General features: G+C 47.1%; 15 protein-coding genes. 8 read left to right on the top strand and 7 right to left on the bottom strand.

Annotation, left to right across the window (positions count from 1 at the left end; translation table 11 throughout):
* Nucleotides 1–358: 358 nt before the first annotated feature.
* From Q0P86_RS15290 to Q0P86_RS15280, 3 genes are read right to left on the bottom strand one after another with little or no spacing between them, the layout of a single operon-like run.
* Nucleotides 359–529 (bottom strand): hypothetical protein, encoded by a 171-nt coding sequence (locus Q0P86_RS15290; protein WP_295040654.1) that lies wholly within the window; start codon nucleotides 527–529, stop codon nucleotides 359–361.
* Complete coding sequence (locus tag Q0P86_RS15285) at nucleotides 523–780, bottom strand: hypothetical protein (protein WP_295040652.1); 258 nt, start codon at nucleotides 778–780, stop codon at nucleotides 523–525. Before Q0P86_RS15285 ends, Q0P86_RS15290 begins: the two co-directional genes overlap by 7 nt.
* A 1-nt stretch (nucleotide 781) precedes the next feature.
* The gene (locus Q0P86_RS15280; protein WP_294112130.1) at nucleotides 782–1,054 is read right to left on the bottom strand and encodes a hypothetical protein; all 273 of its coding nucleotides are present in this window, start codon (nucleotides 1,052–1,054) and stop codon (nucleotides 782–784) included.
* A 535-nt stretch (nucleotides 1,055–1,589) separates the two neighbouring features.
* Here Q0P86_RS15280 and Q0P86_RS15275 point away from each other — a divergent pair.
* The 3 genes from Q0P86_RS15275 to Q0P86_RS15265 all read left to right on the top strand — a co-directional run bounded on the left by Q0P86_RS15275 (nucleotide 1,590) and on the right by Q0P86_RS15265 (nucleotide 2,488).
* Nucleotides 1,590–1,742, top strand: a complete 153-nt coding sequence (locus tag Q0P86_RS15275) for a hypothetical protein (protein WP_295040650.1) — start codon at nucleotides 1,590–1,592, stop codon at nucleotides 1,740–1,742.
* A gap of 48 nt (nucleotides 1,743–1,790) precedes the next feature.
* On the top strand, nucleotides 1,791–2,075 hold the full coding sequence (locus Q0P86_RS15270) for a hypothetical protein (protein WP_295040656.1): 285 nt from the start codon (nucleotides 1,791–1,793) through the stop codon (nucleotides 2,073–2,075).
* Nucleotides 2,076–2,365: 290 nt separating this feature from the next.
* Nucleotides 2,366–2,488, top strand: a complete 123-nt coding sequence (locus Q0P86_RS15265; RefSeq protein WP_295040649.1) for a hypothetical protein — start codon at nucleotides 2,366–2,368, stop codon at nucleotides 2,486–2,488.
* A 459-nt stretch (nucleotides 2,489–2,947) separates the two neighbouring features.
* Here the strand turns inward: Q0P86_RS15265 and Q0P86_RS15260 are convergent, their stop codons facing one another.
* Both Q0P86_RS15260 and Q0P86_RS15255 read right to left on the bottom strand, forming a co-directional pair.
* Nucleotides 2,948–3,130: a hypothetical protein gene (locus tag Q0P86_RS15260; protein WP_294112136.1), complete on the bottom strand. Its 183-nt coding sequence runs from the start codon at nucleotides 3,128–3,130 to the stop codon at nucleotides 2,948–2,950.
* A gap of 30 nt (nucleotides 3,131–3,160) precedes the next feature.
* On the bottom strand, nucleotides 3,161–3,400 hold the full coding sequence (locus Q0P86_RS15255; protein ID WP_291025245.1) for a DUF2281 domain-containing protein: 240 nt from the start codon (nucleotides 3,398–3,400) through the stop codon (nucleotides 3,161–3,163).
* Nucleotides 3,401–3,677: 277 nt separating this feature from the next.
* Between Q0P86_RS15255 and Q0P86_RS15250 the strand changes: the two genes are divergently transcribed.
* Both Q0P86_RS15250 and Q0P86_RS15245 read left to right on the top strand, forming a co-directional pair.
* A complete protein-coding gene (locus Q0P86_RS15250) occupies nucleotides 3,678–5,153 on the top strand; it encodes an ATP-binding protein (RefSeq protein ID WP_295040646.1) in 1,476 nt (491 codons plus the stop codon).
* A 12-nt stretch (nucleotides 5,154–5,165) separates the two neighbouring features.
* Complete coding sequence (locus tag Q0P86_RS15245) at nucleotides 5,166–7,553, top strand: DEAD/DEAH box helicase family protein (protein WP_295040644.1); 2,388 nt, start codon at nucleotides 5,166–5,168, stop codon at nucleotides 7,551–7,553.
* 90 nt (nucleotides 7,554–7,643) lie between these two features.
* On the opposite strand, the gene Q0P86_RS15240 is transcribed toward Q0P86_RS15245, so the two are convergent.
* Nucleotides 7,644–7,880 (bottom strand): hypothetical protein, encoded by a 237-nt coding sequence (locus tag Q0P86_RS15240; RefSeq protein ID WP_295040642.1) that lies wholly within the window; start codon nucleotides 7,878–7,880, stop codon nucleotides 7,644–7,646.
* 354 nt (nucleotides 7,881–8,234) lie between these two features.
* Nucleotides 8,235–9,206, bottom strand: coding sequence for a biotin synthase BioB (bioB, locus tag Q0P86_RS15235; protein ID WP_295040640.1), 972 nt, complete (start codon nucleotides 9,204–9,206; stop codon nucleotides 8,235–8,237).
* Between the two features lie 131 nt (nucleotides 9,207–9,337).
* Between bioB and Q0P86_RS15230 the strand changes: the two genes are divergently transcribed.
* From Q0P86_RS15230 to Q0P86_RS15220, 3 genes are all read left to right on the top strand, one after another.
* Nucleotides 9,338–10,765, top strand: coding sequence for a response regulator (locus tag Q0P86_RS15230; protein WP_295040638.1), 1,428 nt, complete (start codon nucleotides 9,338–9,340; stop codon nucleotides 10,763–10,765).
* Nucleotides 10,766–10,778: 13 nt separating this feature from the next.
* Nucleotides 10,779–13,070 (top strand): ATP-binding protein, encoded by a 2,292-nt coding sequence (locus Q0P86_RS15225; RefSeq protein ID WP_295040636.1) that lies wholly within the window; start codon nucleotides 10,779–10,781, stop codon nucleotides 13,068–13,070.
* On the top strand, nucleotides 13,067–13,732 hold a 666-nt coding region (locus Q0P86_RS15220; RefSeq protein WP_295040634.1), incomplete at its 3' end, for a BMP family ABC transporter substrate-binding protein. The genes Q0P86_RS15225 and Q0P86_RS15220, both read left to right, overlap by 4 nt.

The raw sequence follows: 13,732 nt of genomic DNA, 5'->3' as shown, positions 1-13,732 counted from the left end.
GTTTTTAGGCTATTTTTTTAGAAAAATGTTCCACACTTAGCTCAGAAGAGCCTAATTTTTTTCTTTTTTTCGTCCCATTGCAAGCAATGTTGTATTTTTACCTAGAGCTATTTCGGCACATGCACGCATTAGTACATCTCTTGATTTTTGTTCCTTTTCATATATTTGGATTAAATTCTCATTTGATTCAAAGAATTTTTTATTCCATTTCAGTTTTTTTTTAAAAGATTCATAAAAAGGATCTTTTGTTACGTTTTTCTCTTTTGTACCTTTCGTTCTAGCATCGTAAAGAACTTTTTGAACCGACTCTTCTTATTCTAGGGACAAATACTGAGAAAAAGCAGAAATATAAAAGAAACTAATCACGATAATAATCTTCATTGAATTCATGTCCTCCAACTTCAGCAGCATCTCTTTCTTGGTTTATCCGAAACTCTTCATCATTATTATAACGATCACGGAAACTTGCAGAAATCAATGCCGGGTCTAGACCTTCAATGTAGCCCGCGTGCATCATAACATCTAGCATAAATCCATGACCACCAAGTTCATGCCCCAATGATTGCTTTGTTCCATTAAAGAAAATTTCCGCACCGGTTTCAGTAGGCTCGATATGACCATATCTTTTTTTTTCGATGCCAATTCCATCTTCCCACTTGGTGTAGGTTTCTGTTTTTTCAGGGGCTCAAATCTTTGTATGTTTGTTAAAACGTTGGCATTTGGCTGTGGCTTGGAAAGTTCGGAAATAAGGTTGGAATCCAGCAGGAATCTCTTGTCCATCTTACCCCCAGATATTAGCCTTGCTTGCATCGGGATATTCTACGACGCGTCCAGCCTCAAGGTCCTTGGAAAAATCGTCATCAGGCGAACACCCCTGACGCCAGCCTTTGAGTGCGTCGAGAAACGACTCTTTGCGGTTGAGAGTCTCGTTCATATCGCGCTCAATCTTCCCAAATTCCATTTTCAGTTTCAGGTAGAGAACAAACTTCTCTACCTGCGAGATATACTCGCTGGGCAGGGCTCGAATTTCTTTATTCAAAATATCCGTAGTCATGATTTTGTCCTCTTTTTCTAATAATATATCTTTTTTGAGTAAAAAAAGCAAGCCTAGCTGCATTCGCGTTAGACCTCCAGCCACTTGGCAACTTGTTGCCTTAGTGGCTATGGTCCCCTTTAGGGGAGATAGTGACACCTTGAGGCGGCATTGTTGTGCCGTTTTATGAGGTTGGGCGGGAACGGAGTTATACAAGACTTAGAACTTTAGTTCTTAGTCGCTGTTATCCACTATGTGGAGAACCGGGCAACTTATAAATAGCATGCAAGTCGAATGCAGCGAAAACAAACTAGCTTGTTTTCATTGCTGAGTCGATGCTGCGGACGCCGTAGGCGTCAAATATAGCCCGACCGCACATGTATGTGCGGGAACGCCCAAAGAAGAATTTTCCCGCACGGTGCCGCTGGTCTCCAAGGTTTGCAACACGCCCGTGAGCCGTAGGCGACCTTTGACCACTTAGCACTTTAGTGCTTATGTGGGCATGGCGACCTTTAGGTGGGAGTGAGGCGTAAGCCGAACGGTCGTCATAATCGAAGTGCTCGGCCTCTCCGACGACTACGCCCTCGCTTACTACAAGAGCCAGGAAGCCGCAGGTTCCTTCTTCCCGAACGAAGGTGCCGTGCTGATTAGCTTGTCCGATAAGGTTAACTTGTCTGAACAAGCCATCGAAATCGGCAAGGAATTGTAGAAACATCCTCGCCTCAGTCATGCCAGTCCGCAAGCGGCCTGTCGCGACATTCGGGCTTGCGGCGTTTTTCAGAAGCTCGGCTTCAAGATTTATGCTACCGAAGGCACCGCCAAGTTCTACGAAGCCGCCGGTGTCAAGTGCGAAGTGGTGAACAAGATTACAGAAACTCTCTGCGCTCGGTCATGTGCAAGCAAGCTTGCCCGCGACTCTCGCTTGGAGAGTTTTGCCGAAGGCCGCCCGAACGTTCTCGACATCATCCTGAACAAGCAGGTGAACCTCATCATCAACACGCCGTGGGCAAAGCGCGACGCCATCAAGGACGACAAATGCTAAGGGCGAGTGAAGCAGGACTGCTTGCAGGCCTATTTAACGCTAAAGCGTTGTCTCTTGAGCTCAGAAATAGTCAAATGAATTTGACTGCTTCATTCGCTTTTCGAGACTTTCCGAGCCCCGCATTGGGGACTCGAAGAGTCCAAAGCGCTATCCGCAAGGCCGCCATCAAAAGTGAGCAAGGTGAGTGTCGCACAAAAATGCTCGCGCTGCGCTATTTTTGTATGACCGAACCGAAGCCACGGACGCTATACGAAACTTGCCACTTCAGTGGCTTAGTTGAGTTATCCCCTTTGGGGAGAAGCGTCAACTACAAGGTTCCCTACATCACGACGCTTGCCGGTGCATGCAACACCGTGAAGGGCATCGCCGCTGCAAGGAACGGACATGGTGCAGTGAAGAGCCTGCAGGAATAGCGTGCAAGGCGAATGCCGCGACAGAGTGCTTGCACTCTGGCATGGCTGAGCCGAAGCCGCGGATGCCGTAGGCGTCAATATCACGCAAGCATTGAAGAGGTGTAGCGAGCCGAGAGTCGCGCCCAAGCTTGCTTGGGCATGACCGAGGCGCCGCGAACTGGCGCCATTGGCGCCAACTGTAAGGATTAGGGGAGAGGGGGAAGAATCCCGCACCACCTAAAGGCGGCCATGTACACTAAGGCCTAAAGGCCAAGTGTCCAAAGGTAGCTCCAGCCCCGACCCGCCCTTATAATCACGCCCACTCAAAAGAGTGGGCGTTTTATGTATAACCCACCCAAGTCGGGTCTGAAGCCTGCCCCGGACTCGTTCCGGGGCTACCCCTACTGCGGGTGCTCAGACGCCGCACCCGCGACGCCCGGGCTAGCCTCGCCCACCCGCCCAAAACAGAAGACCATTGCTTTATCTGCAATGGCCTTCTGAAAAATCTTCTCCGAAGCGGTCGTTTTTTTCGTCTCTAGCGGAAGCTAGTTCTTGCTTAAAATCAAAATTAGTCGGGATGCGTCCGCGAAAAACTTTCAACTTATCTAAAGCGTCTACACTATTAAAAATGTTTTTCTGTTCGCCTTTTTTTATCGGTTTCATGGTGCTAACTTGTGATAAAGTGTGTTGTGGCTATTTCTTGTCGCAATATTCTTCGAGTCTCTTGGCTCGGTATTCGTCAAGAGTTTCCCCAGTGTCGTGAACGGCCCCTGTCAGTGAATCTATTATTTCTTCGGTGTTGCATTTCTTGCTATTGGATGCTTTTCGCTTTTGTTCGTTGCGCCATAGAATGAAGTCTATAAAGTCCGAGACTTCTTGTAGGTATTCCTCAGGGATTTGCTTGAGTTTCTCTAAAATAAATTCGTTTAGCATAATTTCCTTCTCCCTGAAATATACTTTATGTTTGCCTTGGTTGTCAAGCCCTTTGCTTTGACCTATATCAAGCACTACGCCTAGATAATTGAAAAGAAATTGCATGCATTTTTATTCGATAGGGGTGTATTTTGGCTAAATCTTCTCCTATTTGTTAGATTTTGCCGAAATATAGTGCTGTAATATGGCTAAATCTTGCTGATTTTGCAACTTTTAGCCATAAAATAATTCTAAAACGTGGCGAAATCTATGATTTTTTTGTATATTTATCCCTAGTATGAGCCAAATAACCCTATCAAAAAACAATATCGTCGGTCGAGCAAAACAACTCGAAGCCCTTGAAAAATACATGAATTCGGATTGTTCCGAATTTATAGCGCTATACGGAAGGCGTAGAGTGGGAAAGACTTTTTTAGTCAAAGAGGCTTTGCGCAATCAACTAACGATACACTTCACGGGTCGAGAAAGCGCTCCGCTCACACAACAATTGCTGAATTTTCATTACGCCTTGGTTGATGCGGGTGGAAATTTTCCAATCCCAACAAACTGGACAGAGGCTTTCCGATATTTGTCGAAGTTTCTTGAAAAGAAAAAGGAAATGGTCAAGATTGTCTTTATTGATGAACTGCCATGGCTTGATACCGCTAAATCGGGATTTCTTGGAGCGTTAGAATACTTCTGGAACAACTGGGCCAGTTATAGAAACGACATTAAACTAATTGTATGCGGCTCAGCGACCTCATGGATGCTAGACAAAGTTATCAATTCTCGTGGCGGATTGCACAACAGGGTGACGCACAAGATGCTTATCAGCCCTTGGACTTTGAAAGATGTCGAAGCGTATTTCAAGTCAAAAGGCTTCTCTTACGACCGCAGCGAAATCATGGAATGCTACATGGCTTTAGGAGGCGTCGCATACTACCTTTCGCTGTTTGAACCGGAAAAAAGTGTCGCCCAAAACATTAACGATTTGTGCTTTGTTCGTGGAGCCGAACTAGAAGGTGAACACGACAGACTTTTTCAATCCCTTTTCAAAAATTCTACCCGGTATAGCGCAGTCATTGAAGCCCTTTCTGAAAAAGGTATCGGCATGACACGTCAAGAGATTGTCGATAAAACGGGACTTGTCAACAACGGCAATTTATCAACCCTTCTCAAGGAGCTGGAAGAATGCGACTTCGTTAGAAGCTATAGTCCTTTCAGAAAAAATGCCAAAGAAAAATTATTTCAATTGATAGACCAATACACTTTGCTCTATCATCGTTTTATAAAGCCGAAACGGAATTTTGCGAAGAACTATTGGCTAAAGGTGCATGCAACTTCTGCGTATTCATCTTGGTGCGGTTATGCATTTGAAAAAGTTTGTCTGCATCATCTAGAACAAATTACGGACGCTTTGGGAATTGAAGGCATTATTAGTGAATCTTGTTCTTGGTCTTATCGACCGCAACAAAAAAAGAATGACGCCATTCAGAACAACGAAGAAAATTTAAATAAAGGGGCACAAATTGACCTTCTTATAGACCGCAACGATAATGTAATCAATGTGTGCGAAATGAAGTTCAGCATGTCAAAGTACGAAATCACGAAGGAATACTATTCAAAAATACAAGAACGTATCGAAATTTTTAAGCGGGTAACTAAAACAAGAAAGAGTGTTGTCCCTGTTTTTATCACATCATTTGGTTTATCAGACAACGCTTACGCAAGAAAAATTGCCCGCTCCATTGAAATGAACGCGCTGTTTGGATAGGTAAACATTTTTATGACGCGTACTCTCGAATCCTTGGAAAAGGAACGTGAACAACTTTTGCAACGGCTGCAAGAAATCGATGAGCAGATTGGCGAGTTAAGGAAGCGCGAGACCGCAGATAATGCCTCGCAACTACCTTCCATAAACAAGTTCTCCACCGTTGAAGACAAAATCAATCTTTACCGTTCTCTTTTCAGAGGACGGCAAGATGTTTTTGCGAAAAGATTCGAGAGCGCAAAGACAGGAAAGTCTGGATACCAGCCGGTCTGCGAAAATGAGTGGAAACCCGGCGTTTGCGAAAAGCCGAAAGCAAAATGCGCCTTATGTACAAATAGGAAATTCGTTCCATGTGACAATTCGGTGATAGAGAAACACCTGCGTGGAGTCGAATCCTTCGGAAAATTCACGCGCCCATTCGTAGCAGGAATTTATCCGTTGCTGATCGACGATTGCTGCTACTTTTTAGCGGTCGATTTTGACGAAGAAACATGGGTGCAGGATTCCAAGGCATTCATTGACACGTGCTATACGGAAAACATCCACGCCTACCTAGAACGATCTCGTTCGGGAAATGGCGGACACGTATGGATATTTTTTGAAGACAAAATTAAGGCGAAGATTGCCCGCGATCTTGGCGCGATGCTTCTCACAAAGACGTTAGACTCTCGCCCTGAAATCAAATTAGGATCATTCGACAGATTTTTCCCGAATCAGGATTACATGCCCAAGGGAGGCCTCGGAAACCTTATCGCGTTGCCGCTGCAGAAGGCAGCACGAGAAAAGAATCATTCCGTATTCATCAATCCCGAAACAGGCGATGCTTACGATGATCAATGGGCTTTTCTGTCGCAAATCCAGAAAAATACGAATGACTTCGTGGAGCAGAAAGTCGCTACAGCCCACATTCATCACGAAGTCTTACCAGCATACGAAAACGAGACTAGCGATGCCGACGAACCTTGGCATTCGCGGAAAACGGAATACCCGAAAATTAGCGCAACGCTTCCTGCGAAAATAGACATAGTTCTTGCCAATCAAATTTTCATTGAATATTCGGGCCTGCCAGCCGTTTTACGGAATCGAATTTTACGTTTGGCTTCGTTCCAGAACCCTGAATTTTACCAGGCTCAGGCTTTGCGACTGCCAGTTTGGGGCAAGCAGCGTATTCTCTATTGTTATGACATTTTCCCAAAGCATATTGCAATTCCTATCGGGTGTTATGATAAGCTGCTTGAACTGTTGGAACATTACGAAATTACCCCAATAATAAAGGATGAACGGAATTCAGGCACTCCTATTGAAGTTGAATTTTCAGGCAACCTTTATCCTGAACAGTTACTCGCCGCCGAAGCGCTAAAGAAACACGATATCGGTGTCTTATCCGCAACTACGGCCTTCGGCAAAACGGTTGTGGCACTTTGGCTAATCGCACAAAGAAAAGTCAACACCCTGATTCTTGTCCATCGCGCACAGCTTATGGAGCAATGGGTAGAGCGAATCGCAAATTTCTTACAGATACCTAAGAAGGAAATCGGACAAATCAGCGGAACGAAGAAGAAGCGTTTTGGTAAGATTGATGTTGCGCTTATCCCGAGTGTGAGTAGAAAAGGCGAAGTAGAAGAATGGATTAACGATTATGGTCAAATCATCGTTGACGAGTGCCATCATATTTCGGCATTTTCGTTCGAAAAAGCAGTTCGCGAAAGCAAGGCTAAATACAAGGTCGGATTATCCGCAACGCTGACAAGAAAGGATGGTCAACACCCAATTGTCTTGATGAATCTTGGCCCAGTGCGCTACGCAGTCAACGCTAAAAAGCAAGCCGAAGAACGACATATAAAGCATTCCGTAATCGTCCGCTCAACAGGATTTGTTCTGTCTCTAAATTCTGAAAAGCCAGCCATTCAGGATGTATTCCGCGAAATTTGGAGTTGCAACGCCCGTAATGAGATGGTGTTGCAAGACTTAATGATCGCTTACCGCGAAGGTCGCCAAATCCTGATGCTTACGGAACGGACCGAACACATCCAATGGTTTTACGAAAAAATGAAGGAAAATGTTCCTGCACTTTTCGTATTGAAGGGCGGTTTCGGGAAAAAGCAACTGAAGCAGATCTGGTCAGATATTGAAGCCGCCAAGGCAAATGGAAACATCGTTATTCTTGCGACTGGTCGCTACATCGGCGAAGGCTTCGACTTGCCAGAACTCGACACCTTGTTCCTGCCGTTTCCGATATCGTGGAAAGGGACACTTGCACAATATGTGGGCCGCTTGCACAGGATATCCGCAGGTAAAACCGAAGTTCGCGTTTACGATTATGTTGATTCCAATGTCCCCGTTCTCGCCCGCATGTTCGAAAAGAGAAAGAAGGGCTATGAAGCCTTGGGATATGAGGTGTAATGACTCTCTGAAACTTCTTGATGTAAAGGTGGCTTCAGATGCTGTTTCGTTAACTCTCGAACAAACGTTTTCCCGTACAACAGGAAAAATTTATAAAGGGGTCTTTTTTAGATACGGCGTTCTCCAGTGTTCTTTGCCAATCTGCTCAATAGCGTCTGCTCCTAGCACGCCATCATCCCACAGAGCGTCGGCTTCTTCTTGAACCTTCTTGGCATAGTAATCGGCAAGAACAGCCTTCAAATCCTGCAAGGCTTCTGCATCTTTGCAAAAGGAAAACATCTCAAGAAGATGAATCTGAGTCGGATTTAGCGTTTGTGCTGCTGCCATGGTGGACCTCCGCCCTAAATATACCTTTTTCACCCCATAAAGGCAAGTTTAAGGAAAATTCATTCCAAGTTGGAATATTTATTTGCTTGGAAAATTTTGCTTTTGGACTACTGGAAAAAAGACTGAATCAAAAAAAATCCCGGATCGTTCGAATGAACGTCCGGGAACAAGGAGCAAAAAAAAAGCCGCTCTGGTGGGTCTGTCTCGTCTAGAGACTTGCGGCTCGCGATTGCTGACTGGAGCGACTGCGATGCCGGCGCTTCTTATCCACCAGAAGGGCTCAATCATTAATATACCACTTTATTTCTAAAGTGGTACAATTTTTTTTATAAATCCTATTCCAAGTTGGAATATCTAGCCGATAAATCCGTGCGGCTTGAATCCGAGGCCCTTCACGAGTTCGAAGTCCTTGCAGCTGTTCACGCCTGCGGTGGTGAGCATGTCGTCGGTGATGGCCGCGTTGGCACCACTCTTGAAGGCTCGCTTGCCGTCGTCGCCAAGAACGCCGCGTCCCCCTGCGAGGCGGATGAATGCCTTCGGGTTGATGAATCTGTAAATCGCCACGATGCGGCAGAATTCGTCGTTCGTGAGTTTCGGAAGATTCTCGTAGGGCGTGCCCGGGATGGCATTCAACACATTCACCGGCGTGGACTTGACGCCGAGCTTGCGGAGATCGAGGCACATGTCGATTCGGTCTTCCATAGTTTCGCCGAGGCCCATGATGCCGCCGCTGCAGATTTCAAGGCCAGCGGCAAGGGCGTTCTGCAGTGCACCGATTTTGTCGTCGTAGGTGTGCGTGGTGCACACGTCCGAGAAATGTCTGCGGTATGTTTCCAGGTTGTTGTGGAAGCGGGTGAGGCCCGCTTCTTTCAGCTTGTCAAACTGTTCGCGATTCAAAAGCCCTGCCGAAAGGCATACGGAAAGCTTCGTTTCTTTCTTGAGTCGGCGAATGGCTTCGCTAATTTGTTCCACGTCGCGGTTCGAAAGGGTTCGGCCCGAGGTCACGATGGAGTAACGCGGAATGCCTGCGGCTTCCTTCTTCTTGGCGTCTTCGACGATTTCGTCGGCGGTGAGGAGCTTGTATTCGGGGGCGCCGGTATGGTAGTAGCTGCTCTGTGCGCAGTACTTGCAATTTTCGGAGCAGCGGCCGCTGCGGGCGTTCACGATGGAGCAGAAGTCAAAGTCGTTGCCGTGGAATTTTTCGCGGATCTCGTTCGCGGCGTCACAGAGTTCCTGGAGGTCTGCATCTAGCAGGCGGAGGGCCTCTTCGCGGGTGATTTCGTAGCCCTCAAGTACCTTATTCTTGATTTCTAGGACAAATGACATAGACATTTCCTTTAGAATTGCGACCAAATATAGAAAAATAGTTTTTTTGGCGTTATTTCTGTTGTTTGTAGCGTAAAATCGAATGGTTCAAAAACATTTATGTATATTTGAAATGAAAGAAGGAATATGGTATGAATGTTCGATGTAACAAGAACATTTTGATTGTCGACGACGACTCGATGGCCAGAAAGTTGGCTGAATTCGTGCTGACGAAGGACGGCTATAACGTTATGTCCGTGGATTCTGGTGAAGCCTGTATCGAGTGTCTGAAAAAGGATTCTAACATAGATCTGGTTCTTCTGGATATCGAAATGCCGGAACTGAATGGCATCGAGACTCTAGAAAGAATCCGCTCGGAAAAGACCATTGCCGACACAAGGGTGATTTTCCTGACTGCAAACGATTTCAGCAAGTTCGAGGAAGATTCCAAGCGTCTGGGAGTCCTGGATTTTATTTCAAAGCCTTTGTTCGGACCGGAGATCCTGGAACGGATCAAGAAAGTCTTTGCCAAAGAGCAGGTGTGCGACAAGGAAACGGTGCTGGTGATCGATGATGACCGTATGAACCTGAAGTTTGCCGAACACATGTTGAGCTCGGTATATCATGTCGTGACGGCTCAATCCTACCGTGAAGCGCTGGACTACCTGTCGAAGGAACTTCCTTCGATGGTGCTCCTGGATGTGCACATGCCGGACATGGACGGCTTTGGACTTTTGACGGAAATCCGCAAGATCAAGAGCTGCGAAGATTTGCCGGTGATATTCCTGACGGCGGACAGTGACCGCGAGACCGAGGTCCGCGTGTTCCGTGAGGGTGGCCTGGACTACATCCAGAAGCCTTTTGTCCCGGAGGTTGTGCTGGAGCGTATCAAACGCATTCTGTCGCTACGCAAGTTGCAGGCGTCGCTGGAAAGCGAAGTGGAGCGCCGAACGGCGGAACTTGAAGAAAGCAAGCGGAAACACGAAATTCTTTCGCTGCAGGTCGTGAAGACTCTTGCCTCGGCGATCGATGCCAAGGACCGTTACACCAACGGTCATTCCAGCCGCGTCGCAAAATACAGCAAGGAAATTGCACTCCGAGCGGGCAAGCCTATTGAGTACCAGAACGAGATTTACTTCGTGGCACTTTTGCACGATATCGGAAAAATTGGTGTTCCCGACAATATCCTGAATAAGAACTCCAAGCTGACGGATGAGGAATACGAGACCATCAAGCAGCATCCGAGCATTGGTGTGGAAATCCTGCGGAACATCACCGAGATGCCAAATATCGAAATCGGTGCCCATTATCACCACGAACGTTTTGACGGCAAGGGTTATCCTGAAGGACTTAACGGTTACGACATTCCTGAAATTGCCCGCATTATCGCCGTGGCCGACTCCTACGACGCCATGAGCAGCCGCCGCAGTTACCGTGCTGCGTTACCGCAGGAGGCTGTCCGCAAAGAAATCGTGAATGGGCGTGGTCATCAGTTCGATCCTGGATTTGCTGATATCATGCTCAAGATGATTGACGAGGACGTTCGCTACGAATTGCGTGACGATGGGCTGAACATGTAAACAGGGGTAAAGAATGCCGACTCCAGATTCTTGTGACATATTCGAAGAAAATGAACGTCGGGTTCTGTGTACACTGACGCGCGTGATGCGCTGGCTGTGGGTGACGTTCCCGTTTATTTATCTCGGGAACGTGGTGGGGCTGTTCCAGATTGAATATCGCTACCTGAATATTTCAACGGCAATCACGCTCGTTGTCTTATGGATTCCGACCTTTATTGAACGCATGAACGCGCCTCTCATATTGCGGCGCTATTTCTGTGTGCTTGGGATTGCGTGCTGTATCGCGATGTTAGCTTCCAATGCGAACATTGGCATCTACATGACTTATGCCCTTGCCATGGTGACGAGTCTCCTGTTTTTTGATCCGTTCTTCACATTCAAGATTTCAATTGTCAGTTTCCTTTTAATAGTTGTCTCGTTGTTCTTTAGGGCGCATGGTGCGAACCACGGTGAATTTGATTCGGATACCCTTTGGTGGATTTCTCGCAGCGCGGGTTTCTTGATCGAAGCAATCGCAATGACACTCGTGTGTACCGTGATTGCGCAGCTGACGCATTACCTGCTTAAGAATTTGGATAATGAACGCAAGAAGGCGATGAGTGCCGAGAAAAAGGCCGAGCATTCCGAAGAGCTGCGCAAGGCGTGGACAGCAGCTGAAGAAGCGCGAAAGGATGCCGAGGCGGCGAACATGGCGAAGAGTCTGTTCCTTGCTAACATGAGCCATGAAATCCGCACCCCGATCAATGGAATCCTCGGAATGAATGCGATGCTCCTGAAGGAATGTAAGGAAGGGGCTCCGCTTGAATATGCCCAGAATATCCAGAATGCAGGGCATACGCTACTGTCGCTGGTGAACGATATTTTGGACATCACGAAAATTGAATCGGGAAAGATGGAACTGGTGGTCGGTGATTACGACTTGTTTGCGGTCTTGGACGATTGCTACAGTATTGCCAGTCCCCGTGCCCAGAGCAAGAATCTGGAATTCAATTTCAATGTCAAACCGGAGATTCCTTCGCAGCTGGAAGGCGATGAGGTGCGTCTCCGCCAGATCGTGAATAATCTGCTTTCGAATGCAATCAAGTATACGCCGAAAGGATCCGTTGACCTGTCGGTAGATTTCAAGGACCTGCCTAGAGAAAACGGAAAACAGCGCGTAGAACTTGTGATTGTCGTTGCAGATACGGGTGTCGGTATTCGCTCCGTGGATCGCAGCAAACTCTTCCAGAGCTTTGAACGGATTGACCTGGAACGCAACAGGAATATCGAAGGGACTGGCCTTGGACTGAACCTGACCAAGAAACTGGTTGAGATGATGGGCGGTTCCATTTCGGTGAAGAGTATCTATGGAACGGGTTCCGTATTTGAGGTGCATATTCCGCAAACGGTTCGTGGCGAGGGTTCCGTTGGTGACTTTATGGCACGTCACAAGGCGTTTGTCTCGGTCAAGTCCGAAGTTGAAAGGTTCAAGGCGAAAGAGGCCCGCCTGCTGGTTGTCGATGATGTCGAAATGAACCTGAAGGTCGTATGTGGCCTCCTCAAGGAAACTGAAATAAAGATCGATACGGCGACCAATGGCGAAGATGCCCTTCGGCTTGTCGAGAAAAATCATTACGACCTTATTTTGCTGGACCACATGATGCCGGTAATGGAAGGCATCGAAACACTCCAGTGTATGAACGATATCAAAAATTTTGATATCAAAAAGACTCCGGTGGTGATGCTTACCGCAAACGCCGTTGCCGGTGCGAAAGATGTCTACATCGAGGCTGGGTTTACCGACTATATCACGAAGCCGATTCGTAAAGAAGTCTTGCTGTCTACGGTGAAGAAATACTTGCCGCAGGAATTGGTGACTCCCTTCGAAGAGTGCCGCTATGATAATAAGGCCGACTCTTCGGTGACGACCGAAGTGAAGGATTCTGCCTCTGAAAAGGGACCTTTGATGGCGTCACTTTCGGAAATTCTGGATACGGCGACGGGCATGGGCTACTGCATGAATGACGAGGCGTTCTATCTTGAAATGCTCGCCGAATATGTCAAGAATGACCGCTGTGCCGAACTAGAAACGTGCTTCGATAAAAGTGACTTTGAAAATTACCGAATTGCCATGCATTCGCTGAAAAGTACCTCGCTTACCATCGGAGCGGTCCGCTTGTCAGAAACGGCGAAGGCCATCGAGGGCGCCTGCAAAGAAGGAAATATGGACTTTGTTCGCGAACAGCATGAAAAATGTATGGCAGACTACAAGACTATTCTAGATAAACTTTCGAAATGTGTTCCCCTGGGAGTTGAACAGAAATGAAATTGATTTATGTAATCCCTGCGCTGATTTTTACGATTATCGTGGTTGGCTTGCTTGCGGTTAATGTTAAAAAGAAAGACACGGATGTCACCCGTGAAAAGACGATGGTCGCGATGATCATGAACGGCTCCGTCAGTGACCACAGCTGGGGACAGTCCCATTACGAGGGCTTGCAAAAGACCGCCAAGGAACTGAACCTGGATGTTTCCTTCCACGAGAATATTCCGGCAGATACGAATGCTCTTGTGGAAATGGAAAAGCTGATTGCTTCGGGTGTGAAAATCATCGTGGCGAATTCCTTCCAGTTCGGCCCCTTTATTCGTGAAGCTTCGGCTCGGCATCCTGAAGTGAAATTTTTCCACGCTTCAGGTATAGAGACTGCACTGAATGTGTCGACGTTCTTTGGCCGAATCTACCAGATGCGTTACCTTTCGGGTATTGTGGCGGGAATGCAGACGAAAACAGGCAAAGTCGGCTATGTGGTCGCATTCGATATACCCGAAGTGGTTCGCGGAATAAACGCTTTTACCTTGGGCGTCAGGAAGGCGAATCCTGATGCGAATGTGATTGTGCGTTGGACCAAGTCGTGGGAAGATGACGAAATCTGCGCGAAGGCGACGCGCTCGCTGCTGGCAGGAGATTCCATCGACGTCCTTGCGATG

The organism is uncultured Fibrobacter sp. (genome assembly GCF_946062555.1).
Classification (GTDB): Bacteria; Fibrobacterota; Fibrobacteria; order Fibrobacterales; family Fibrobacteraceae; genus Fibrobacter.
This window is presented reverse-complemented; position numbering and strand designations above follow the sequence as displayed.